21 protein-coding genes are annotated in these 22,686 nt (G+C 66.6%); 7 read left to right on the top strand and 14 right to left on the bottom strand.

The features are described from left to right. Positions 1-12 precede the first annotated feature (12 nt). A complete protein-coding gene (locus tag ABIE24_RS09770; RefSeq protein ID WP_354499135.1) occupies positions 13-1,005 on the top strand; it encodes an EamA family transporter in 993 nt (330 codons plus the stop codon). 307 nt (positions 1,006-1,312) lie between these two features. Here the strand turns inward: ABIE24_RS09770 and guaA are convergent, their stop codons facing one another. From guaA to guaB, 8 genes are all read right to left on the bottom strand, one after another. Continuing rightward, positions 1,313-2,896 carry a glutamine-hydrolyzing GMP synthase gene (gene guaA, locus ABIE24_RS09765; RefSeq protein ID WP_354499289.1) on the bottom strand — a complete coding sequence of 528 codons (1,584 nt, stop codon included), beginning with the start codon at positions 2,894-2,896 and terminating at the stop codon, positions 1,313-1,315. Further along, positions 2,892-3,341, bottom strand: a complete 450-nt coding sequence (locus ABIE24_RS09760) for a DUF3817 domain-containing protein (RefSeq protein ID WP_354499132.1) — start codon at positions 3,339-3,341, stop codon at positions 2,892-2,894. Before ABIE24_RS09760 ends, guaA begins: the two co-directional genes overlap by 5 nt. A 4-nt stretch (positions 3,342-3,345) precedes the next feature. After that, a complete protein-coding gene (locus tag ABIE24_RS09755; RefSeq protein WP_354499131.1) occupies positions 3,346-4,122 on the bottom strand; it encodes an SURF1 family protein in 777 nt (258 codons plus the stop codon). A gap of 37 nt (positions 4,123-4,159) precedes the next feature. After that, on the bottom strand, positions 4,160-5,515 hold the full coding sequence (locus tag ABIE24_RS09750; protein WP_354499129.1) for a cation:proton antiporter: 1,356 nt from the start codon (positions 5,513-5,515) through the stop codon (positions 4,160-4,162). Positions 5,516-5,517: 2 nt separating this feature from the next. Continuing rightward, positions 5,518-6,048: a cation:proton antiporter regulatory subunit gene (locus ABIE24_RS09745; RefSeq protein WP_354499127.1), complete on the bottom strand. Its 531-nt coding sequence runs from the start codon at positions 6,046-6,048 to the stop codon at positions 5,518-5,520. 90 nt (positions 6,049-6,138) lie between these two features. After that, a complete protein-coding gene (locus ABIE24_RS09740; RefSeq protein WP_354499126.1) occupies positions 6,139-7,869 on the bottom strand; it encodes a glycerol-3-phosphate dehydrogenase/oxidase in 1,731 nt (576 codons plus the stop codon). A 179-nt stretch (positions 7,870-8,048) separates the two neighbouring features. Beyond that, entirely contained in the window at positions 8,049-9,167 is a 1,119-nt protein-coding gene (locus ABIE24_RS09735; protein WP_354499287.1) for a GuaB3 family IMP dehydrogenase-related protein, read from the bottom strand. 333 nt (positions 9,168-9,500) lie between these two features. Beyond that, the gene (gene guaB, locus ABIE24_RS09730) at positions 9,501-11,003 is read right to left on the bottom strand and encodes an IMP dehydrogenase (RefSeq protein ID WP_354499124.1); all 1,503 of its coding nucleotides are present in this window, start codon (positions 11,001-11,003) and stop codon (positions 9,501-9,503) included. Positions 11,004-11,312: 309 nt separating this feature from the next. Here guaB and ABIE24_RS09725 point away from each other — a divergent pair, with 309 nt between their 5' ends. From ABIE24_RS09725 to ABIE24_RS09710, 4 genes are read left to right on the top strand one after another with little or no spacing between them, the layout of a single operon-like run. Beyond that, positions 11,313-12,578: an ABC transporter permease subunit gene (locus ABIE24_RS09725; RefSeq protein ID WP_354499122.1), complete on the top strand. Its 1,266-nt coding sequence runs from the start codon at positions 11,313-11,315 to the stop codon at positions 12,576-12,578. A gap of 9 nt (positions 12,579-12,587) precedes the next feature. Then, positions 12,588-13,571, top strand: coding sequence for a branched-chain amino acid ABC transporter permease (locus ABIE24_RS09720; protein ID WP_354499120.1), 984 nt, complete (start codon positions 12,588-12,590; stop codon positions 13,569-13,571). Further along, entirely contained in the window at positions 13,558-14,577 is a 1,020-nt protein-coding gene (locus ABIE24_RS09715) for an ABC transporter ATP-binding protein (RefSeq protein ID WP_354499118.1), read from the top strand. Before ABIE24_RS09720 ends, ABIE24_RS09715 begins: the two co-directional genes overlap by 14 nt. Further along, positions 14,574-15,323: an ABC transporter ATP-binding protein gene (locus ABIE24_RS09710; protein WP_354499116.1), complete on the top strand. Its 750-nt coding sequence runs from the start codon at positions 14,574-14,576 to the stop codon at positions 15,321-15,323. Before ABIE24_RS09715 ends, ABIE24_RS09710 begins: the two co-directional genes overlap by 4 nt. A 172-nt stretch (positions 15,324-15,495) precedes the next feature. Here the strand turns inward: ABIE24_RS09710 and ABIE24_RS09705 are convergent, their stop codons facing one another. From ABIE24_RS09705 to groES, 3 genes are all read right to left on the bottom strand, one after another. Next, entirely contained in the window at positions 15,496-16,776 is a 1,281-nt protein-coding gene (locus tag ABIE24_RS09705; protein ID WP_354499114.1) for an ABC transporter substrate-binding protein, read from the bottom strand. A gap of 147 nt (positions 16,777-16,923) precedes the next feature. Next, on the bottom strand, positions 16,924-17,919 hold the full coding sequence (rarD, locus tag ABIE24_RS09700; RefSeq protein WP_354499112.1) for an EamA family transporter RarD: 996 nt from the start codon (positions 17,917-17,919) through the stop codon (positions 16,924-16,926). Positions 17,920-18,028: 109 nt separating this feature from the next. Then, complete coding sequence (gene groES, locus ABIE24_RS09695; RefSeq protein WP_354499110.1) at positions 18,029-18,325, bottom strand: co-chaperone GroES; 297 nt, start codon at positions 18,323-18,325, stop codon at positions 18,029-18,031. Between the two features lie 147 nt (positions 18,326-18,472). On the opposite strand from groES, the gene ABIE24_RS09690 reads away from it, so the two are divergent. Together ABIE24_RS09690 and ABIE24_RS09685 are read left to right on the top strand one after the other, a co-directional pair. Beyond that, entirely contained in the window at positions 18,473-19,660 is a 1,188-nt protein-coding gene (locus ABIE24_RS09690) for a class I SAM-dependent methyltransferase (protein ID WP_354499108.1), read from the top strand. A gap of 111 nt (positions 19,661-19,771) precedes the next feature. Beyond that, positions 19,772-20,245, top strand: a complete 474-nt coding sequence (locus ABIE24_RS09685) for an SRPBCC family protein (protein WP_354499106.1) — start codon at positions 19,772-19,774, stop codon at positions 20,243-20,245. A gap of 15 nt (positions 20,246-20,260) precedes the next feature. Here ABIE24_RS09685 and ABIE24_RS09680 read toward each other — a convergent pair whose 3' ends face one another. The 3 genes from ABIE24_RS09680 to ABIE24_RS09670 are packed head-to-tail and all read right to left on the bottom strand — an operon-like array spanning position 20,261 to position 22,292. Then, positions 20,261-21,076 (bottom strand): nitroreductase family protein, encoded by an 816-nt coding sequence (locus ABIE24_RS09680; RefSeq protein ID WP_354499104.1) that lies wholly within the window; start codon positions 21,074-21,076, stop codon positions 20,261-20,263. A 4-nt stretch (positions 21,077-21,080) separates the two neighbouring features. Next, the gene (locus ABIE24_RS09675) at positions 21,081-21,404 is read right to left on the bottom strand and encodes a hypothetical protein (RefSeq protein ID WP_354499103.1); all 324 of its coding nucleotides are present in this window, start codon (positions 21,402-21,404) and stop codon (positions 21,081-21,083) included. A gap of 15 nt (positions 21,405-21,419) precedes the next feature. Further along, the gene (locus ABIE24_RS09670) at positions 21,420-22,292 is read right to left on the bottom strand and encodes a DUF4190 domain-containing protein (RefSeq protein WP_354499101.1); all 873 of its coding nucleotides are present in this window, start codon (positions 22,290-22,292) and stop codon (positions 21,420-21,422) included. Positions 22,293-22,686 lie beyond the last annotated feature (394 nt).

Here is a 22,686-nt window from a genome sequence, read left to right as displayed (position 1 = left end):
GCGGAGTACACCATGACCGCACACCTCACCGCGACGGATGCCGTCCGGCCCGCATCCCGGACCCAGACGACCGGCATCGCCGTCGCCCTGCTCTCGGCGCTGATGTTCGCCCTGAGCGGGCCGTTCGCCAAGTCGCTCATGGATTCGGGCTGGTCGCCGGGAGCCGCCGTCCTCGTCCGCGTCGGCGGAGCGGCCCTGATCATGCTGGTTCCCACCCTCATTGCGATGCGTGGCCGGTGGGGAACGCTGCGCCGCAGCAGCAAGGTCATTCTCGCCTACGGCGTCGTCGCGATCACGGGCGCGCAGGTCGGCTTCTTCAACGCCGTGTCGTACATGTCGGTCGGTGTTGCCCTGCTCATCGAGTACCTCGCGCCGGTTCTCCTCGTCCTCCTGGTCTGGGCGCGCACCCGCCGGCGCCCCGGGATTCTCACCATCGTCGGCACCATCGTCGCGATCGTCGGCATGGTCTGCGTGCTCGACCTGACCGGCGCGCAGACGGTGCACCCGCTCGGCGTCGCCTGGGCACTCCTCGCGGCGGTGTCGCTCGCCACCTACTTCATCCTGGGAACCAGGATCAGCGACGACCTTCCGCCCCTCGTCCTCGCGGGCGGCGGCCTCGTCGTCGGAACCGTCACCGTCGCCCTCTGCGGCGCGATCGGGCTGCTCCCCCTCGCCTTCTCGACGGCGGACGTCACGATGCTCGGCGTCCAGATGTCGTGGCTCGTTCCGATCCTGGCGCTTGCCCTCTTCTCGACGGCGTTGGCCTACGTCACGGGTATCGTGGCGACGGCCCGCCTCGGCACGCGGCTCGCGTCGTTCGTCGGGCTCTCCGAGGTCGTGTTCGCCGTGCTGGCGTCCTGGCTGCTGCTCGCGGAGCTGCCCGGCCCGCTCCAGCTCGTCGGCGGCCTCGGGATCCTCGCCGGTGTGATCCTGGTCCGGGCGGACAAGTATGCCCTCGACCTGACGCCGCCCCCTGGCCCGCGCCCGAGCCCGAGTCCGAACTAGCCCGGGATAAGGAAAAAGCCCCGGCATAAGGACGCCACGGCCGTGGCATCCTTACCCGGCGCTGTTTTCCTTATCCCACGCTGACCGCAGGCCGGGCGCGACGCGACCGTGCGACCGGCGATCCCGTCGCCGGCCAGCACGGGAAAAGGAAAAAGCCCTGAGCGAAGGACACCACAGCGGTACCGTCCTGAGCTGGCGCCGTTTTCCTTACCCCGCGCTGACGGCAGGCCCACCTCGTGGCGTACTCCCTGCCCTCCGCCCCACGCAAAAGGACCGGCTCAACTGCGCCGGTCCTTCTGTCACACCCCTACTCCCACTCGATGGTGCCCGGTGGCTTCGACGTCACGTCGAGAACGACGCGGTTGACGCCGTCCACCTCGTTGGTGATGCGGTTCGAGATCTTCGCCAGCACGTCGTACGGCAGCCGGGTCCAGTCCGCGGTCATGGCGTCTTCGGAGCTGACCGGGCGGAGGACGATCGGATGCCCGTAGGTGCGTCCGTCGCCCTGCACGCCGACCGAGCGGACATCGGCGAGCAGCACGACCGGGCACTGCCAGATCTCGTTGTCGAGGCCGGCGGCCGACAGTTCGTGCCGGGCGATGGCATCCGCTTTGCGGAGCAGGTCGAGGCGCTCGGCGGTGACCTCTCCGACGATGCGGATCCCGAGGCCGGGGCCGGGGAACGGCTGGCGGCCGACGATGACCTCGGGCAGTCCGAGTTCACGGCCGATTGCGCGGACCTCGTCCTTGAACAGGGTGCGGAGGGGTTCGACGAGCTCGAAGGTCAGGTCGTCGGGGAGCCCGCCGACGTTGTGGTGGCTCTTGATGTTCGCGGTGCCGGTGCCGCCGCCGGACTCGACGACGTCCGGGTACAGGGTGCCCTGCACGAGGAACGCGATCGGGTCGCCGTCGTCTTCGAGCGACTCGGCGATGAGGTCGGCCTGGGCCTTCTCGAAGGTGCGGATGAACTCGCGGCCGATGATCTTGCGCTTCGTCTCCGGGTCGCTCACCCCGGCGAGGGCGTCGAGGAACTGCTTGCGCGCGTCGATGGTGATGAGCCGCACACCGGTCGCGGCGACGTAGTCCTCTTCGACCTGCTTGCGCTCGTCCTGGCGCAGGAGCCCGTGATCGACGAAGACGCAGACGAGCTGGTCCCCGACGGCTTCGTGCACGAGAGCCGCGGCGACGGCGGAGTCGACGCCGCCGGAGAGCCCGCAGATGACCTTGCCGGTGCCGATCTGGGCACGGATGCGGTCGACCTGCTCGGCGATGACGTTGCCCGGGTTCCAGTCGGACGGGATGCCCGCGGCGCGATGGAGGAAGTTCTCGAGCACGGCCTGTCCATAAGCGGAGTGCTTCACCTCGGGGTGCCACTGCACGCCGTAGAGCCGGCGCTCGTCGTTGCCGAAGGCAGCGACCGGGGTGGATGCCGTCGACGCGAGCACGGTGAAACCGTCCGGCGCCTGGGCGACCGAATCACCGTGGCTCATCCAGACGGTCTGGTCGGTGGGCTGACCTCCGAGCAGGACGCCGCCGTCGGTCGACAGGGCGGCATCCGTCGATCCGTACTCGCGGAGCCCGGTGTTCGCCACCGTGCCGCCGAGCGCACGGGCCATGACCTGGAATCCGTAGCAGATGCCGAGCGTCGGAACGTCGAGGTCGAAGATGCCCGAGTCGAGGGAGGGGGCGCCGTCTTCGTACACGCTCGACGGGCCGCCGGAGAGGACGATGCCGACCGGGTTCTTCTCCGCTACTTCGGCGGCGCTGATCGAATGCGGAACGATTTCGGAGTAGACCCCCGCCTCGCGGACGCGTCGTGCAATGAGCTGGGCGTACTGCGCGCCGAAGTCGACGACGAGGACGGGACGCGCGCTTGTGGCCTGCTCGCTAATGGGATGCCTCCACTGATTCGGGGGTGATGTCGGCGGATGCCGCGTGCGAGGCGAGGTACGCCTTCACTTCGCGGACAATGCGCACTTCGAGGAAAAACGACAGGAACGGGATGATGCCGCCGAGGGCGATGAGCAGGAACTTCGGGAACGGCCAGCGCATGAGGCTCCAGATCCGGAAGTCGGCGAAGAGGTACACGACGTATCCCCAGCCGTGGATCATGAGGATGCCGAGCGAGAGGTTGATCGCCTGGAGGCTGTCGCTGGGAACGAAAGCGAGGAATCCGTAGGCGCCGCCGAGCTCCAGTTCGAGCCCGAAGGCGTACTTCATGATCATCTCGCCGCAGAGCAGCAGGAGCAGCGTACCGGTGACGATGGAGGAGATCTTGTAGAAGGTGAGCGCACCGGGGATGCGCGGCAGATCTCTCTCTCGAGGTTGGAGGGGCATGGGCTTATTCTACCCGCCCGGGTTCGGTGCCGGGCCCGGCGGCGGCGAGCGCCCGCTCCTCCTGCTCCCGCTCCCAGGAGTCCTTGACCAGGCGGTACCAGAGGAAGACGGCGAAGCCGGCGAAGACGACCCACTCGATGGCGTAGAACACGTTGAGCCAGTTGACCGTCGTCTGCTGCACGACGGCAGGCGCGTCGATCGTCGTCAGGGATTCGGGAGCATCCGCCGACACGATGTAGCCGTTGTACACTTCCCGGTCCGCCATGTTGGGCCAGATGTTGATCAGGGCGGCGACGGACATCCGGTTCAGCTCGAACGGGTCCTCCCCCTCGTCAGGCACTTCGGGTCCCTCCGAGGCGTTGAGGCGGCCGCTGAGATCGACGACGGATGCCCCGGGGTCGGCGTTCAGTCGCGCCGCGACGAGATCGGCGGTCTCCCGGTCCTGCGCCCAGCCGAGGGCGACAGCGACGCTCTCCGGACCGGTGGACAGGTGCCCGGCCACCCAGTATCCGGTTGTGCCGAGGTTCACGCGTTCGCTGATGACGAGGAAGTCCCCGGGCACCCAGGCCCCCTCGACCTCGACCAGCTGTCCGACGACGACATCGCGGAGCGGCTCGCCGGGGGCAACCACCTCGCTGAGCGGGACGACGGATTCCGTCGGCTTCTCGACCGTTTCCGATGAGGTCACGGCACGAGCGAGCTGCCATTGTCCGAGCCAGGCGAAGACGCCCGAGACGAGCAGGGCGAGCAGGAGCATGGCGATCCAGCGCGGCTGGACCATCGTGCGTGCGAGGGTGGGCTGGGCGCCCGGGGAACTGCTAGAAATCGTCGTCTCGCTTCGTTCTGTCTGCTGGATGTTCGTTGCCGGCCTGTTCGACGATCCTGTCGACGACGCGCGCCGTGTCGGCATCCGACGTCACCGCTTCGACAAGGGCGATCTGCTCGTCGAGCATCGGGTTCCGCACCCGGGGTTTGACCGGGACCTTCTTCGTGCGGAGCACGGAAGCGCCGATCCGCTCGGAGTTCGACGCGAGGAGCGGGCCCATCACGCTCATGACGAGAACGTACAGTCCGGCGAACGGCTGCAGCCGCTCGTCGAGCCCGGCCGTGAGCGCAAGGATCGCGAGGATCAGCGCGAACTCTCCCCGGTTCATCAGGATCGCCGCGGCGTTGATGCCGGCCTGGGTGCTGAATCCGTAGAGCCTGGCCATGAATTGCCCGGCGACGACGTTGAGGACGAGGGTGAGGATCACGGCGAAGACGACGGGCCAGATCACCAGGGGGAACTGGCTCGGGTCGAGCGTCAGCCCGAAGTTGAGGAAGAAGAACGCGCCGAAGACGTCGCGGAGCGGCACGGCGACGTGTTCGATCTTCGCGCTGTACCGGGTGGCACCGAGGACGAGGCCGATGAGGAACGCGCCGATGGCGTCGCTGACCCCGAGTACCTCGCCGAGCCCGCCGAACAACACGGCAAGCCCGAAGAAGAGGATGGTGAAGAGCTCGTCGTCCTTGGTGCGGAAGAGCCGGCTGACATAGGCCCCGCCCCAGCGCGCGATGCTGAACATGACGACGAGGAAGGTGAACGCGATGGCGAGCTTTCCGACGACCAGCCACGGGTCGGACTCGCCGCTGAGCACGACGGAGACGATGGCGAGGTAGACGGCGAGGAAGATGTCCTGCACCACGGTCACGCCGAGGATCATCGGCGTCTCCCGGTTGGCCAGCCGGTTCAGTTCGATCAGGAGCTTCGTGACGATCGCGCTCGACGACGTCCCGATGATGCCGGCGACGATGAGGGCTTCGGGGGTGCCCCAGCCGAGGACGAACCCGAAGATCAGGCCGGCGCCCATCAGCAGGACGAGGTAGGACCCGCCGGAGATGAGGAGCTTTCCGGCGTTGCCGAAGAACTCGTCCTGGTCGAATTCGAGGCCCAGGTTGAACAGGAGCAGGATGAGCCCGAAGACGGCGATGAGCTCGATGTAGGAGCTCTCGAAGTTGAGCGGGAACCAGCCGTTGTGCGGGCTGGCCAGGAAGCCGACGATCATGTAGATCGGGATCGCCGGGAGTCCGATCAGTTTGCCGAGGCGACCGAAGATGTAGGCGACGATGAGCAGGGTTCCGAGAACGATGAGATCTGTTCCCAGCGAGCCTTCAGCTGCAGCGGCGGCGAACATCACTAGCTTCCCGGCGGAGATTCGGCCGCGCCGGTCAGGCGAGACTCCCCAGTGCGGAAGAAAGCGAAGGCTTTGGCGACCTTCTCCGGGCTGCCGGCCACGACGAGGGTGTCACCGGGGAACACCCGGAAATCCTTCGACGGTGCCGGGTTGGCCGACTCACCGCGCACGACAGCGACGACGGTGAGTCCGACGATGCCACGATCGGCCGGGTCGCCGAGCGGCTGGCCGGCGATGTGATCCTCGTAGTCGACGCGGAACCAGTCGATGGAGAGACCGGGGATCGCATCGAGCGCGGTCAGCGACTCGGTGATCTGCGTTCCGCCGAGGAGCTCAGCGAGGGTGTGGGCCTCGTCTTCGCTCAGCCGGAGCGATACCTTGCTGGCATCCGATCCGTCCTCGTCGTCGGCGAACGTGATCAGGTCGCTGTGGCCGGAGCGGTGGGCGATGACACCCACCTTTCCGCCGTCGTCGGTCACGAAGGTGTGCAGGACGCCGACTCCTGGGAGCTTGACCCGCCGAACATCGACCATCGCCGGACTCCTCAAACTTGGGGGCAGTTATTCCCAGTCTAACGGAGCCCGATTTGCCCTCCCGCCCGCTGCCCGGGCGGGAGGTACCGGTTATTTCGCTGCCACGATGTCCGGCGCTTCGAGGCGGATCCGGTCGGCCGATTCGTCGTCAGGCTGTTCCTGCGACGCGCGCTCCGCGGCGACACGCTTGAGGTAGGTCGCCACCTCGCGTTCGGTGCGTTCATCGTCCCAGCCGAGGACCCCCGCCATGAGCCGGGCGGCGACCGGGGCGGCGGACACGCCGCGGTCCCAGGCCTCGATCGAGATCCGGGTGCGCCGGGCGAGGACGTCCTCGAGGTGGAGGGCTCCTTCGTGCGAGGCGGCATAGACGATCTCAGCGCCGATGTAGTCGTCGGCACCGGGGAGAGCCTCGTTCAACTCCGGGCGTGCGCGCATCAGGTCGAGGAGTTCGTCGGTGAGGACCCCGTACCGGTTGAGCAGGTGCTCGATCCTGACCTTGTGCACACCGAAGGCGCGGGCGATCTTGCCGCGTTTGTTCCAGGCGGCCTGGTAGCCCTCCGCACCGAGCAGCGCGATGTTCTCGGTGATCGACTGGGGCACCTTGCCGTCGAGGGCGTCCGCGGCCGCGTCGATCGCATCCTTCGCCATCACCCGGTAGGTGGTCCACTTGCCGCCGGCGATGACGACGAGACCGGGCACGGAGTGGGCAACGAGGTGCTCACGGGAGAGCTTCGAGGTCTGGTCGGATTCACCGGCGAGCAGCGGCCGGAGCCCGGCGTAGACACCCTCGACGTCGTCGCGGGTGAGCGGCACGGCGAGCACCTTGTTGACGTGTTCGAGCAGGTAGTCGATGTCCGCGGCGGTCGCAGCCGGATGCGCCTTGTCAAGGTTCCAGTCCGTATCGGTGGTGCCGATGATCCAGTGCCGGCCCCACGGGATGACGAAGAGCACGCTCTTCTCGGTGCGCAGGAGGAGACCCATCGTCGACTGGAACCGGTCGCGCGGCACCAGCAGGTGGATGCCCTTCGACGCGCGCACCTTGAACTGGCCGCGTTCGCCGACCATCGCCTGGGTGTCGTCGGTCCACACACCCGTCGCGTTGACGACCTGCCGCGCGCGGACCTCGAAGCGTTCTCCGGTTTCCAGGTCGTGCGCCTTGACGCCGACGACCCGCTGGCCGACCTTGAGGAATCCCTCCACCCGGACCCGGCTGGCCGCGTGGGCGCCGTAGAACGAGGCGGTCCTCACGAGGGATGCGACGTAACGGGCGTCATCGACCTGGGCGTCGTAGTAGGTGAGCCCGCCGACGAAGGCGTTGTTGCGCAGCGACGGGATCGACTTCTGCACCTGACGCTTCGAGAGGTGCCGATGGTGCGGAACACCGGGCGGGCGGCCACCGGTGTAACTGAACAGGTCGTAGAGCAGCATGCCGGCACCGATGTAGACGCGTTCGAAGACGGGGCGGTTCAGCGGGTAGAGGAACTTCACCGGCTTCACCAGGTGCGGCGCGATCCGCTGCAGCAGCAGTCCCCGTTCGATGAGTGCTTCGCGCACCAGCCGGAAGTCCAGCTGCTCGAGGTAGCGGATGCCGCCGTGCACCAGTTTCGAAGACCGGCTCGACGTGCCGCTGGCCCAGTCCCGCGCCTCGAGGATGCCGGTCGACAGGCCGCGGGTGACGGAGTCCAGCGCACTCCCGGCGCCGACGATACCGCCGCCGACGACGAGGACGTCGAGTTCCTTCGTCTTGAGAGCCTCGATCGCGTCGCGGCGTTCCTCCAGACCGAGCTTGGTTGAACGCGAAACAGTGTTGCGATTGGCCATTCTTGCCTCCACCGGGATCGAACCTGCCGCGATTCCCGGGCTGCCGCTCGAGGTGGCCCCGACAGGCTACGCCACCACATGTTCTTCGACGCTAACGCACCGGCTCTCGGCTCACAACTGCCTTGCGCCAACCCTCAGCGCTCTGACATTCGCGCGCGAACCGCGACGGACGACCGCGATCAGTGGGAACGGTACGGGGCGAGAACGACCTCGACCCGCTGGAACTCCTTGATGTCCGAGTAGCCCGTGGTGGCCATCGACCGGCGCAGTGCGCCGACGAGGTTCGCCTTGCCGTCGGCGACCGTCGCGGGGCCGTAGAGAACTTCTTCGAGCGTGCCGATCTGGCCCACCTCGACCCGGCGGCCGCGCGGCAGCTCCGAGTGGTACGCCTCGGTTCCCCAGTGGTAGCCGCCGCCGGGGGCATCCGTTGCCCGTGCCAGCGTGGTGCCGAGCATGACGGCATCGGCGCCGCAGGCGATGGCCTTGACGATGTCGCCGGCCGTTCCGAGGCCGCCGTCGGCGATGACGTGCACGTACCGCCCACCCGACTCGTCCATGTAGTCACGACGAGCGCCGGCGATGTCGGCGACCGCGGTGGCCATCGGTGCGTGGATGCCGAGGGTGGCACGGGTGGTCGACGCGGCTCCCCCGCCGAAACCGACGAGGACGCCGGCCGCTCCGGTGCGCATCAGGTGCAGGGCGGCGGTGTAGGTCGCAGCTCCCCCGACGATGACGGGAACGTCGAGTTCGTAGATGAACTTCTTGAGGTTGAGCGGTTCCTGGTTCTTCGACACGTGCTCGGCCGAGACGGTGGTGCCGCGGATGACGAACAGGTCGACACCGGCGGCGACGACGGTCTCGTAGAGCTCCTGGGTGCGCTGGGGCGAGAGCGCACCGGCGACGGTGACGCCGGCCGCCCGGATCTCCGCCAGGCGTGCCGTGACGAGTTCCGGCTTGATCGGCTCGGAGTAGATCTCCTGCATCCGCGGCGTCGCCTGGTCGTCTGACAGGCTGCGGATCTCGGCGAGCAGCGGTTCCGGGTCCTCGTACCGGGTCCACAGGCCCTCGAGGTCGAGAACGCCGAGGGCACCGTGCTTGCCCAACGCGATCGCCGTCGCCGGGGAGACGACCGAGTCCATGGGAGCAGCGAGGAATGGGATGTCGAACTGGTAGGCGTCAATACCCCAGCTGACGGAGACGTCTTCGGGGTCGCGGGTTCGACGCGACGGCACGATGGCGATGTCGTCGAAGGCGTACGCGCGGCGTGCGCGCTTGGACGCACCGATCTCAGTTTCCATACTCACTCCCCCAGCCTACCGTTCTCGGTCATGGGCTCCGGGCTGGCCGCAGCGCGCACCGAGCGCGGGTGTTCTTGCCGTGGGGGGGGGGGGGCGCCCCCCCCCCCCCCCCCGGGGCCCCCCCCCCCCCCCCCCCGGGGGGGGGGGGGGGGGGGGGGGGGGGGGGGGGGCGGCGGGGGGCCGGGGGGGGGGGGGGGGGGGGGGGGCGCGCCCCCCCCCCCCCCCCCCCACGGCAAGGTGACCCGCGCAACCGCTGCGGGACGGGTATGGGAACGCGAAGGCAAAACGCCCGGCCGGAGCAGAGGCTCGGGCCGGGCGTTCGAGAGCAGTGCCCTAGCGGCGGTAGTTCGGCGCCTCGACGACGATCTGCACGTCGTGCGGGTGCGACTCCTTGAGCCCGGCCGGGGTGATCCGGACGAACTTGCCCTTGTCCTTGAGCTCGTCGATCGTGCGCGCACCGACATAGAACATCGACTGGCGCAGGCCGCCGATCAGCTGGTACGCGACGGCCGAGAGCGGTCCGCGGTACGGAACCTGGCCTTCGATGCCTTCAGGGATGAGCTTGTCGTCGCTGGGCACGTCGTTCTGGAAGTAACGGTCCTTCGAGTACGAGGTCTTCTCGCCCCGGGTCTGCAGGGCGCCGAGCGACCCCATACCCCGGTAGGTCTTGAACTGCTTGCCGTTGACGAAGACGAGCTCCCCCGGGCTCTCGTCGCAACCGGCGAGGAGCGACCCGAGCATGACGGTGTCGGCACCGGCGACGAGCGCCTTGGCGATGTCCCCTGAGTACTGGAGCCCGCCGTCCGCGATGACCGGAACGCCGTATTCGCGGGCGGCGAGGGATGCCTCGTACACGGCCGTGATCTGGGGCACGCCGACGCCGGCGACGACACGGGTGGTGCAGATCGAACCGGGTCCAACACCCACCTTCACGGCATCGGCACCCGCGTCGGCGATCGCCTTGGCGCCCGAACGGGTCGCGACGTTGCCGCCGATCACGTCGACGCCGGCGAACGCCTTGTCGCCCTTGAGCTTCCGAATGATGTCAAGCACACCGGCGGAGTCGCCGTTCGCGGTGTCGACCACGAGCACGTCGACCCCGGCGTCGACGAGCGCTCCGGCCCGCTGCCAGGCGTCCCCGAAGAAGCCGATCGCCGCACCGACGCGGAGCCGGCCTTCATCGTCCTTCGTGGCGTTCGGGTATTTCTCGCTCTTGTCGAAGTCCTTGACCGTGATGAGGCCCTTGAGCTTGCCCGCGGCGTCGATGAGGGGCAGCTTCTCGATGCGGTGCTCGGCGAGGATCGCGATCGCGTTCTCGGGGTCGATGCCGACCGGGGCGGTGATGAGGGGCATCCGGCTCATGACATCACGGACCGGCGTCGTCGCCTTCTCGAACGGGGCGACGAAGCGCATGTCACGGTTTGTGATGATGCCGACGAGAACACCCTCACCGTCGATGACGGGCAGGCCCGAGACACGGAACTGGCCGCACAGGGCGTCGACTTCCGCCACCGTGGCATCCGCCGTGGTGGTCACGGGGTTGGTGATCATGCCGGACTCGCTGCGCTTGACCAGGTCGACCTGCTCCGCCTGGTCGCCGATCGACAGGTTGCGGTGCAGGATGCCGATTCCGCCCTGGCGCGCCATGGCGATGGCCATGCGCGACTCGGTGACGGTGTCCATGGCGCTGGACAGGAGAGGTGTCGCGACCGTGATGCGCTTGGTGAGGCGCGAGAACGTCTCCGCTTCGCTCGGGATGACGTCGGTGTGCCCGGGCAACAGGAGAACGTCGTCGTAGGTCAGTCCGATAAAGCCGAACGGGTCTGAGGTTTCCATTGCTTCCCTTCACGGTGGCGTTACCGGCGTCAGCAGGGCGTGACGGATGCCAGAAACACTGCGCATGGGGACCGGTAGTTAATGCTAACCGCAGAAAGGTAACGATTATGCCCTGAAGGTGGGCACTTTGAGCTGAGGAATACCCATGTTCGAAACATGTAGGTCATAATCGGGTCGTATCGTCAAACAGAGCCGTTAGGCGAAATTAACTCAGGTGCCCTCGCGGCCCCTGCTGAAGGGACCTGGCGGTCCCGCACTGGAGGTGCAGTGAGTTCCCCTCATTCAGTCCAAGCCCCGCGCCGCGCGCAAATGGTCCTGCTCTTCTTCGCGCTGCTTTTCGGCGCGCTGATTGCGCAGACCGCGTCAGCGGCACCCGCTCAGGCTGATGAGGTCGGCGCCGAATACGACTACTACTTCGCCGGGAACGTCAAGTTCGAGAGCAAGCCGCTCGAAGACGTCAACATCACGGTCGAAGGAAACGGCTACGAAGCCAACGTCGACACCGACGCCGAAGGAAAGTGGAAGATCGGCGTGCCCGAGAAGGGCACGTACACGGTGACCCTCGACGAGGAAACCCTCCCCGAGGGCGTCATCGTCGCCGAGGGCTCCGCGTCGGTCGAGTCGGAGATCGCGCTGACCAACTCGAAGATCGTGAACTATTTCATCGGCGAGGGCGTGCGGGTGACGACCAGCTTCTTCGACCAGTTCATCGAGCGCACGGTCAACGGCCTGAACTTCGGCCTCCTGCTCGCCCTGGCCGCCGTCGGCGCGTCGCTCGTCTTCGGAACGACCGGGCTCTCCAACTTCGCCCACGGTGAAATGGTCACCTTCGGTGCTGTGATGGCGCTGATGTTCACGAACCTCCAGGTTCCCCTCTGGGCGGCGTTGCCTGCCGCAGTGGTGATGAGCGGGGTGTTCGGCTATCTGCTCGACTCGGGACTGTGGAGACCCTTGCGCCGCAAGGGAATCGGAATCGTCCAGGTGATGATCGTCTCCATCGGCCTCTCCCTTCTCATCCGTTACGTCTTCCTCTACTTCATCGGTGGAGGCACCTACCAGCTGCCAGGCGCGGGAGAGGCAGGAATCAAGCTGTTCGGCTCGGTCACCCTCTCCATCACCGACATGATCAGCATGGCGACCTCGATGATCGTCCTCCTCGCGGTCGCGTGGTGGCTCGTCCGCACCCGCACAGGCAAGGCGACCCGCGCCATTTCGGACAACCCGTCGCTGGCCGCCGCGAGCGGCATCGACGTCGACAAAGTGGTCCGCATCGTCTGGATCCTGGCCGGTGCCCTCGCCGGTCTCGCCGGTATCCTCTGGGCGTATTTCCGCCCGGGCATCAAGTGGGACATGGGAACCCAGATCCTGCTGCTCGTCTTCGGTGCCATCGTGCTCGGTGGGCTGGGAACGGCGTTCGGAGCGCTTCTCGGCTCGATCATCGTCGGTCTGCTCGTGGAGCTGTCCACCCTGTGGATTCCGTCTGACATCAAGTACGTGGGAGCCCTCGTTGTGCTGATCGGTGTGCTGCTCGTGAAACCACAAGGCCTGCTGGGCCGCAAAGAGAGAATCGGTTAGGAGGACGCCATGGACTGGGAAGCAATTCTGTCAAACACCGCCTCCTGGCTGATCAGCCCGGAGACAATCGCCTACGCGCTGGCCGCCCTCGGACTCGCCGTCCACTTCGGTTACGGTGGACTGCTGAACTTCGGTATGGCCGGCTTCATGGCGCTCGGCGCCTACGGCTACGCCATCTCGATCCTCACCTTCGGTCTACCGTGGTGGGCCGGAATTATCGTCGGCTGTCTGGCATCCGTCGTCTTCGCGTTCATCCTCGGTATCCCCACGCTGAGGCTTCGAGCGGACTACCTCGCAATCGTCACCATCGCCGCGGCTGAAATCGTGCGCCTGTTGTTCACGACGCAGCTCTTCGATGACGTGACCAACTCCGCTGACGGCCTCGGCAATTACCACGAGGGTTTCCGCGCGGCGAACCCGATCCCAGCGGGCGTTTACGGCTTCGGCCCGTGGACGTATAACGCGAACGGCTGGTGGGTGCGGATCTTCGGCATCGCCCTGCTCATCGTTGCCGCGCTCCTGGTCTGGCTGCTCATGCGCAGCCCGTGGGGCCGGGTCCTCAAGGGAATCCGTGAAGACGAGGATGCCGTTCGCGCCCTCGGCAAGAACGTCTTCGCCTACAAGATGCAGGCGCTCATCGTCGGTGGTGTCTTCGGCGCCCTCGGTGGCGTGGTCTTCGCACTGCCGTCCGCTGTGGTGCCGAGCGTGTACGTGACGAGCCTGACCTTCTTCATCTGGACGATCCTCCTCCTCGGTGGAGCGGCCACGGTCTTCGGGCCGATCCTCGGCGCGGTCATCTTCTGGGTGATCATGGGATTCCTGTCGAACGTGCTGCCCGCGATGGCATCCAGCGGGTTGCTGCCGTTCATGTCGACGACGCAGGCCGCCACACTTCGCTTCATCCTCGTAGGACTGGCCCTGATGCTGATCGTCATCTTCAGACCCCAGGGAATCCTCGGCAACAAGAAGGAGCTGACCTTTGTCAAGCAATAGCTCTTCGCAGTCCCCCGTCAAGACCACCGGCTTGCACATCGGCGACGCCGTTCCCGGGGTGGCCAAGGTCGACCCGATCGTCATCGCCGACAACGTGACGCGGACGTTCGGCGGCCTGAAAGCCGTCGACGTCGAACACGTCGAGATCCCACGCGGGGCCATCACCGCCCTGATCGGCCCCAACGGTGCTGGGAAGACGACGCTCTTCAACCTGCTCACCGGGTTCGACAAGCCCGACACCGGGAGCTGGACGTTCGACGGCCGACGCCTCAACGGGGTGCCGGCGTTCAAGGTGGCGCGGATGGGGCAGGTCCGGACCTTCCAGCTGACGAAGGCGCTCGGCCTGCTCACCGTCCTCGAGAACATGAAGCTCGGTGCCCAGCAACAGACCGGCGAGAACATGTTCTCGAGCCTGATCAAACCGCTCTGGCGCAAGCAGGAGGGCGAGATCGAGGAACGCGCGATGGAGATCCTCGCGCGGTTCAAGCTCGACACCAAGAAGGACGACTTCGCCGCGAGTCTCTCCGGCGGCCAGCGCAAACTGCTCGAGATGGCGCGGGCCCTGATGAGCTCACCGAAACTCGTCATGCTCGACGAGCCGATGGCCGGCGTGAACCCGGCCCTCACCCAGTCGCTGCTCGATCACATCCTCAACCTCAAGAAGGAGGGCATGAGCGTGCTGTTCGTCGAGCACGACATGCAGATGGTTCGGCACATCGCCGACTGGGTCATCGTGATGGCTGAGGGCCGCATCGTCGCCGAGGGTGACCCCGAGAGCGTCATGCAGGACGCCGCCGTGATCGACGCCTACCTCGGGAGTCACCAGGACGTCGACCTCGGCGTCGTGACCGGCCGGATCTCCGGAGTGAAGACCGCCGAGGTCGAGGATCTCCTTGCCGAGATCGACGCCGAGGTGGGACTGACGGACTCGTCGGCGTACGTCGCGAACCCGAAGACCGAGGACAGCGCGCCCACCGACACCGCGAAAGACGAGGACACCAAGTGACCGCCGCCACACTCGCCCCCGAGACCGTCGTCGAGGTCAAGAACCTGACCGCCGGCTACCTCCCCGGCGTCAACATCCTCAACGAGACGAACCTCGTCGCCACCAAAGGCGAACTGATCGGCATCATCGGCCCCAACGGGGCCGGGAAGTCGACACTGCTCAAGGCGATCTTCGGGCAGGTCAAGATCCGCGGAGGCGAGATCCGCCTCAACGGTGAAGACATCACCGGATTGAAGGCCGACAAGCTCGTTGCGCGCGGCGTCGGGTTCGTCCCGCAGACGAACAACGTCTTCCCGAGCCTGACGATCGAGGAGAACTTGCAAATGGGCCTCTTCCAGAATCCGAAGATTTACGCGGAGAGACTCGACTTCGTCACCGGGATCTTCGCCGAACTCGGCAAACGACTTAAGCAGCGAGCCGGCTCGTTGTCGGGTGGGGAACGCCAGATGGTCGCCATGTCGCGTGCGCTCATGATGGACCCCCACGTCCTCCTGCTCGACGAGCCGAGCGCCGGGCTCTCCCCCGTCCGGCAGGACGACGCTTTCATCCGCGTCTCCGACATCAACAAGGCGGGCGTGACCACGATCATGGTCGAGCAGAACGCACGACGCTGCCTGCAGATCTGTGACCGCGGATACGTCCTCGACCAGGGCAAGGATGCGTACACCGGCACCGGGCGGGAACTGCTCACCGACAAGAAGGTCATCGGCCTCTACCTCGGGACCCTCGGCGAAGACGAGAAGTAGAGCCGAAGAAAGAGAACGCACACAAAGCCCCGCAGACGGTGTCTGCGGGGCTTTGCTGTCGCCCGGGGTCACAGGCCTGCCGCAGGCGGCTCGTGCCGCCAGGCAGCCCTGCAGCGAGACAAAACGGTGGCCGCGGGTTTCCCCGCGGCCACCGCCTCAGCGTTCGTGCGTCTTAGTTGGTGCGCTCGATGCTGTTGTCTTCCTTGTACTCGTAGATGCCGATGGTCGCCTCGGTCGGGTCACCGTTCTCGTCGAAGGTGATCGGTCCGGAGTAACCGTCGTAGTCGGCGGCCTCTCCGTCGTTGATCAGTGCGGCACACTCTTCGAATGTGGTGCACTTCTCACCCGGCTCGTCGCCGCCGCCAGAGACATTCTGGAGTTCGGCCGCGATGTCGGCGCCTTCGACGGAACCCGCCTGGAGAGCGGCCAGTGCCAGCAGCACGACGGCGTCGTACGACTCAGCGGCGTAGCTGTAGTCCTTCAGCTCTTCCTGGCCCTCGTCCTCCTGCCAGTAGGCCTGCAGGCGGTCGGTGAAGTCACCGAGGCCGGCGGTGTCGAGGCCCGGGATGGTGCCCTTCGCTCCGGTCAGGATGCCTGCGGGCAGATCGGCGGAGTAGTCGGCGGTGTTACCGTCGGCCAGGTACAGCTTCGTCGGGTCGTATGCCAGGGCGGGAACGATCGTCTTGGTCTCCTCGAACGCGATCAGGGCGATCGCGTCGGGGTTCGCCGCCTTTAGCGAGCTGACCTGGGCGTCGAACGACGTGTCACCGGCGTTGTATGAGACTTCCTCGACGACTTCGCCTCCTGCTGCCTCGAAGTTCTCCTTGACGAAGCCGGCGAGGCCGGTTCCGTAGGCGTCGTTCAGGTAGAGGATGCCGAGGGTTTCGTTGCCGTCTTCGGCGATCAGGTTGCCGAGGACCTCGCCCTGGAGCACGTCGCTGGGTGCTGTCCGCCAGAACAGCCCGTTGTCGTCCCACGTGGTGAAGTCGGCCGAGGTGTTCGCCGGCGAGAACTGGATGACCCCAGCGCCGGTGACCTCGTCGATGACGAGCTTGGTCACGCCGCTGGATGCAGCGCCGACGATGGCTGAGACGTCTTCTCCGAGGAGGTTGGGGACGGTCGTCGCGAATGCCTTGTTGTCGGGGTCGCCCGAGTCACCGTACGTGACGTCGAGCTGGATGCCGAGGTCTGCGTCGTTGATTTCCTTGGCTGCGAGGCCGACACCCGCTTCTTCGGGTGGGCCCAGGAAGGCCAGCTGTCCGGTCTGCGGCAGAAGCGTTCCGATCTTGAGGGAAAGGTCGCCTGCCGGCTGATCGTCGTTCGCCTCGCCGCCTCCGCCTGAGGCTGAACATCCCGAGAGGACCAGCGCGCTGGCTCCGAGTAATGCAAGCCCACTGAGGGTGGCTGTGCGGGTGCGTGAGCGGGAGGCCGTGGCCCGGGTGAAGACGCCCATGTTGCTCCTTGCTGTCGTGTCCGATTGACAGAGCTGTGTGCTGTCGTTGTGCCAACCTATTCGAGCAATCGTCAGGGGACAATACAAAGTGATTACATCCGTGTAACGACGGCCACAATCGTTACCTTTCGTGATCAATTCCTGCGGTCAGCGGGACATTTTCACATTTTTGTTGCGCTGGACGGCTGTTCGCCGCGCGGCTGCCGCCGTGTCCGCGGTGAGGATGACGAGTGCGAGCCAGACCAGGCTGAACCCCACCCAGCGTTCGACCGGCATCTCTTCGTGCAGGACGAGAACCCCGACCAGGAACTGGATCACCGGCGCGAGGAACTGGATGAACCCCATCCACACCAGGGGCAGGCGCCGCGACGCGGCCGCGAAGAAGAGAAGCGGCACCGCGGTGATCACGCCGGTCCCGGCGAGGAGAATGGTGTGCAGTGGACTGACCGTGCCGATGGTCAGCCCGGTGGTCGCCCCGACGATGAGAAGCTGGACGACGGCGACCGGCAGCAGCCAGGTCGTTTCGAGCGTGAGTCCGGCGACGGCATCCACCCGGGGTCCGACCCGTTTCTTGATGTACCCGTAGAACCCGAAACTGAAGGCGAGGGTGAGCGCGATCCATGGCACCCCGCTTCCGCCGACAGCGAGCACGAGGACGGCGAGAATGCTGATCCCGACCGAGATCCACTGGATCACCCGCAACCGTTCATGGAGGAAGAAGACGCCGAGGAACACCGTGACGATGGGGTTGATGAAGTAGCCGAGCGCCGTCTCGACTACTTGCCCGCTGAAGACGCCGAACACATAGGTCTCCCAGTTCACGAAGATCAGTGCCCCGGCGAGCGCCATCGTCAGACTGATCCGCGGAGTGACCAGCAGTGCGGCGAATGGCCTCCAGGCCCGGGTCAGGGTGAGGAGCAGGGCACAGAAGACGAGGGAGAAGATCACCCGCGCGGCGACGAGTTCGAAGGATCCCGTCGGTGCGAGCAGGAGGAAGTACAGCGGGAGGATGCCCCAGAGAACGTATGCCGCCACAGCCGAAAGGATGCCGGAGCGGCTCAGTCGATCGGTCGACTCAGGAGAAGCGGCGGAGGGTGGGCCGGTCGCGACGCCCCTGTGTCGGGGTTCGGGCGCTGTTGGCATCCCTCGATGCTACTCGCGGAGGGCCCGGTCGTCGGTCGGGGCGGTCGTTAACAGACGAAATCCCGGATGGCTGGAGCCATCCGGGATTCGTTTAGAGAGCGGTGCGGTACTAGCGAACCACCACGGCGAGCACGTCGCGGGCCGAGAGGACCAGGTAGTCCTGGCCGTCGAACTTCACTTCGGTTCCGCCGTACTTGGAGTAGATGACCTTGTCGCCGACGGCAACGTCGAGCGGGACGCGGTTGCCGTTGTCGTCGATGCGGCCGGGGCCTACTGCTTCGACGATGCCCTCCTGGGGCTTCTCCTTGGCGGTGTCAGGGATGACAAGACCGGAAGCAGTTGTCTGCTCGGCATCGACCTGCTTGATGACGATGCGATCTTCGAGCGGCTTGATGGAGACCGACACGGTTGACCTCTTTCTGAAACTAAGACTATGAGTTAGCACCCTCACATCGAGAGTGCTAACGCCAGTCTAGGGATCCGCTGGCACTCTCGCAACGTGAGTGCCAACCGGGGGCGTAAGTTCACCGGATCCGCTTGGTAGGTTTGCGGGATGGAAAGAGCCGAGCTTGTCGAGTTGCTGACGCCGGAAGGCCTGACATTGCTCGACGAGGTGGCGAAGGCGGATGCCGCCGGCGACGTCGTTTCCGCGGTGTCGCGGTTGCGGGCAGCCGGCCACTCCCCCTCCCTCGTGGCCACCGTGCTCACCCAGGCCCGGTTGCGCCTTAAGGCGAAGGCGAAGTTCGGAGAGTTCGCGGCACGGATGCTCTTCACGGAGGCGGGGCTGGAGCAAGCCACGCGCCTCCGGGTCGCTTCGCTGCACGCCGGCCGGTTCGAGGCCGCTGGGTTGTCGCGGGTCGCGGACCTCGGCTGCGGAATCGGCGGGGATGCCATCGCTTTCGCCGGCCTCGATCTGGAGGTGACCGCCGTCGACGTCGATGAGGTGACCGCGACGGTGGCCAGCTACAACCTCGCCCCGTTCGCATCCGCCCGGGTCGAGCACGCGTCGGCCGAAGACGTCGACCTCGACCGCTTCGACGCGCTCTACTTCGATCCGGCACGGCGCACCGCCGGTCATTCGAACACCGCACGCCTCACCCAGCCGTCCGATTACACCCCGTCCCTGGACTTCGTGTTCACGGCCGCCGCCGACCGGCCGACCGGAGTGAAGCTGGGCCCCGGGTTCGACCGGGCCCTGATCCCGAACGACGCGGAGGCCCAATGGGTCAGCGTCGACGGCCAGGTGGTGGAACTCGGGCTGTGGTTCGGGAGTCTCGCACGCGACGGCATCCGCCGTTCTGCCCTTGTCCTCGACTCAGACGGCAGCCACGAACTGCACGCGGGGGCTGACAGTGAGGATGTCGACGTCGCGCCCCTGGGCGAGTATCTCTGGGAGCCCGACGGCGCCGTCATCCGGGCCCGCCTGATCGGCGACGTCGCACGCTCGCTGGGCGCCGGGATGCTGAGCGACGGGATCGCCTACCTGACCGGGGACAGCGCCGGGACGAGCCCGTTCGCGAGCGGGTTCCGGGTTCTCGAGCGTTTTCCACTCGATGAGCGCACCCTCAAGCGCGAGCTGAAGACGCGCGGGATCGGCACGCTCGAGGTGAAGAAGCGGGGCGCCGACATCGATCCTGCCGCGTTCCGCACGCGGATGAACCTCAAAGGCCCGAACAGCGCCACACTGATCCTCACCCGCGTGGCCGGGAGGCATGCCGCGCTTCTCTGCGAACGCCTGTAGCCGTCGCATCCGTCGCTTGGCACGGTGTGGGGGCCGCTCGCAACCCCCTCGACAGTGGATCGGACGGCATGGTGTCCTGAGGTATCCACCGAGAAGAGAGAAGGATGCCCCATGGCAACTGTCAAATCGGATATCGACGTTTCCGTCCCCATTTCCACCGTGTACAACCAGTGGACCCAATTCGAATCGTTCCCGCAGTTCCTCAGCGGAGTGGACGAGGTCGTGCAGAAGACGGACACCTCGACGCACTGGAAGGTCTCGATCGCCGGCGTCACCCGTGAGTTCGATGCGGAGATCACCGAGCAGCACCCTGATGAGCGGATCGCTTGGAAGAGCACCAGCGGCGAGGACCACGCCGGAGTCGTCACCTTCCACCGCCTCAGCGACGCCGAGACCCGCATCTCGCTGCAGCTCGACTGGACGCCGCAGGGCCTCGTCGAGAAGGCTGGCGCCCTGCTCCAGGTCGACGACATCCAGATCGGCCACGACCTGAAGAAGTTCAAGGAACTCATCGAGTCGAACGGTTTCGAGACCGGCGCCTGGCGCGGTTCGGTCGACCGGGAAGCCGACGCCACCGGGCGCTAGGGCACCCGCAACGCCTCAGACCGGGTCGACCGCTTTCGCGGGAGAATCCCATCCGGTCTGGGGCGTTGCGCATGTCCCCCGGAAGACGTACTGCGACGGGAGCTTGCGTTCGTGGCTCGACCAGTCGATGGCCGGACGCCGCTGCTCCTGGGGCAGGTAGCCGAGGCGGTAGACGGCCATGAGCTCCAGGTCGTCGGGTACCTGCAGGAGGGACTCGATCTTCGCCCAGTTGCCCGGGACCTCCATCGGGAACGACACGAACTGGATGCCCATTCCCAGCTCGACGGTGGCCAGCCACACGTTCTCCATCGCCGCACCCATGCTGAACACCGAGTAGAACGACGACAGCTCCCCCGGCCGGTACTCCGACCGGTCCAGCATGACCCCGAGGAGCATCGGCGAACCCGCGACGAGCTTGCGGTTCTCCTCGCCGAGCTTCTGGGGCACGCGCATCGTGTTCATCAGTTTCTGGCCGCGAGCCGTGAAGACCTGGCTCGTGAACGGCCGAAGCGCCGCCGGGAGCTTGTCGAACAGCATCCCGTCCCGCCTCGTCGCCATCTCTTCGGCGCTGAACCGGAAGTAGGGCTTGTACCGTTCGAAGAACGTGCCGTTCGACATCGCCTCGGTCATGCTGTCGCCGCTGATCGTCGCGATCTGTTCGATCGTCGGGCGGTCCTCGACGATCACGAACCGCCAGGGCTGGCTGTTGAGTTGCGACGGCGCTCGGCCGGCAAGCTCCATCAGGAGTCGCTGGTGATCCTCGCTGACCGGGTCAGGCAGGAACGGCCCGTTCGTTGTCTTCCTCCGGCGTACGACGTCGAGAAACTCCATGCTGTTACCTCCAGGCCTTGTAGAGGCTCGCCACGAAGAACGGCGCTGCGGCGAGCGCCGTGACGATGTGCCTGCGTGAGTGCGAACTGATCGCGGGGATGAGAACGAGAGGAACCGCGGCCGGCAGAAGCAGGAGGCCCGCACGGTTGCGGCTCCACAGCAGCGAACTCGCTGCGACGCCGGCGAGACTGGCCGTCGAAATGTACAGGGCGTGGTGCACCCAGTGCGCACGACCGGTCCTCAGGGCGCCGGTGGCCACCGCCACACCGAGGGCGCAGTTGGCCAGGTAGCTGGTCGTCGCTGCGGTGAAGAGCACGGCGGGGTTCACGGGAGGATCCTTTCGCTATGACGCCGTCAGCGCCAGCCAGGTGAGGATGCTGTAGGTCAGCCAGCCGAGCGACAGCAACAACCCGACGACGCCGGTGACGATCGCACCGAGTGCGATGCCGCGTGCGTGCGGCTCCCTGGACCGGGCGAGGAAACCGAGGATAACGGCGGCGACGGACAACAACAGGGTCCAACCGAAGAAGATGCCACCGATCACCCCGAGAACGCCGAGGACGAGGCCCGTGGTGGCGCGCCGTGAGGCCGGCCCCTTCGGTTTCGCCGGCTGCGCGGGCAGCGGTGCCCCGTATGGCTGGACCGGGGCGCCCGGCGGGTAGGCGGGCGAGTCGTAGCCGGGCTGGAGGTACTGCTGCGCTGGGGGTGCCTGCTGTCCGTACTGTTGCGGAGCCTGACCATACTGGGGCGCCGGCGCCTGCTGTCCGTGCGGCGGCTGCCCGTACGGCGGCTGCCCGGAACCCGGCAGGGTGGGCGCTGATACGCCATAACCTGTCGGAGCGGGAAGAACCGGTGCGCCGAACCCGGGGGCGCTGGGGGGTGCGAACCCGTACGGCTGCTCCGGCGAAGCGTACGAGGGGCCGCTCGGCGTCGGGGCGTGCCGGGCCGGAGTGACGGGCTGCCCGAAAGGGTTCGGCGGCGGTGCCTGCACTCCCTGGTATGCCGGAGCGGGTGCCGCCGTCTGGGCGCTATCGTCGGACGGTACCTGTGGCGCTCCGCCGGGCGCAACGGGCGGGGCGGGCTGCGGACGTGCCCCCCGCGGGCGCTTGAGCGGTGCCTCTGCCTCAGACCCCGGCTGCTGCTCACCCGGAGGCGTCGCCCGCTCAGGAAGCGGAGGCCGCGCAGGCAGGTTCTCGGGAGGCTGTGGGTCTGACAAAGCTCTTCTCCTGTCGCCGAAGCACGAGGTCGGTGGGTGCCTGGAAGGCGGGCACCGGCATCCAGAATGCCACCATACCGCGATGGGTCGCGCGCGAGCTGGAACGCCACCGGGACCTGAATCGCCACGAACTGCTGTGAACCGCATCGAATGGCCACACTCTGCTGCCCCACCTCGCCGCGAAGAGCGTTGTGCGTCAGCTCGAAGGCGCCAACGTCGTGACCGCACCGCCGGCGTCGAATCGCCACAAACTGCTGTGAACAGCATCGAATGGCCACACTCTGCAGCCCCGCCTCGCCGCGAAGAGCGATGTGCGTCAACTCGAGGGCGCCAACGTCGCGACCGCACCGCCGGCGTCGAATCGCCACAATCTGCTGTGAACCGTATCGAATGG

Source organism: Mycetocola sp. 2940 (assembly GCF_040548835.1).
Classification (GTDB): domain Bacteria; phylum Actinomycetota; class Actinomycetes; order Actinomycetales; family Microbacteriaceae; genus Mycetocola_A.
This window is presented reverse-complemented; position numbering and strand designations above follow the sequence as displayed.

Bases quoted from the DNA above. Each gene is read 5' to 3' on its own strand.
- ABIE24_RS09745 (WP_354499127.1), bottom strand. From the start codon at position 6,048: ATGGTCGATGTTCGGCGGGTCAAGCTCCCAGGAGTCGGCGTCCTGCAC.
- ABIE24_RS09750 (WP_354499129.1), bottom strand. From the start codon at position 5,515: ATGTTCGCCGCCGCTGCAGCTGAAGGCTCGCTGGGAACAGATCTCATC.
- ABIE24_RS09685 (WP_354499106.1), top strand. From the start codon at position 19,772: ATGGCAACTGTCAAATCGGATATCGACGTTTCCGTCCCCATTTCCACC.
- ABIE24_RS09770 (WP_354499135.1), top strand. From the start codon at position 13: ATGACCGCACACCTCACCGCGACGGATGCCGTCCGGCCCGCATCCCGG.
- ABIE24_RS09680 (WP_354499104.1), bottom strand. From the start codon at position 21,076: ATGGAGTTTCTCGACGTCGTACGCCGGAGGAAGACAACGAACGGGCCG.
- ABIE24_RS09725 (WP_354499122.1), top strand. From the start codon at position 11,313: ATGGTCCTGCTCTTCTTCGCGCTGCTTTTCGGCGCGCTGATTGCGCAG.
- ABIE24_RS09740 (WP_354499126.1), bottom strand. From the start codon at position 7,869: ATGGCCAATCGCAACACTGTTTCGCGTTCAACCAAGCTCGGTCTGGAG.
- ABIE24_RS09735 (WP_354499287.1), bottom strand. From the start codon at position 9,167: ATGGAAACTGAGATCGGTGCGTCCAAGCGCGCACGCCGCGCGTACGCC.
- ABIE24_RS09755 (WP_354499131.1), bottom strand. From the start codon at position 4,122: ATGGTCCAGCCGCGCTGGATCGCCATGCTCCTGCTCGCCCTGCTCGTC.
- ABIE24_RS09720 (WP_354499120.1), top strand. From the start codon at position 12,588: ATGGACTGGGAAGCAATTCTGTCAAACACCGCCTCCTGGCTGATCAGC.
- ABIE24_RS09705 (WP_354499114.1), bottom strand. From the start codon at position 16,776: ATGGGCGTCTTCACCCGGGCCACGGCCTCCCGCTCACGCACCCGCACA.
- rarD (WP_354499112.1), bottom strand. From the start codon at position 17,919: ATGCCAACAGCGCCCGAACCCCGACACAGGGGCGTCGCGACCGGCCCA.
- ABIE24_RS09760 (WP_354499132.1), bottom strand. From the start codon at position 3,341: ATGCCCCTCCAACCTCGAGAGAGAGATCTGCCGCGCATCCCCGGTGCG.
- guaB (WP_354499124.1), bottom strand. From the start codon at position 11,003: ATGGAAACCTCAGACCCGTTCGGCTTTATCGGACTGACCTACGACGAC.
- ABIE24_RS09690 (WP_354499108.1), top strand. From the start codon at position 18,473: ATGGAAAGAGCCGAGCTTGTCGAGTTGCTGACGCCGGAAGGCCTGACA.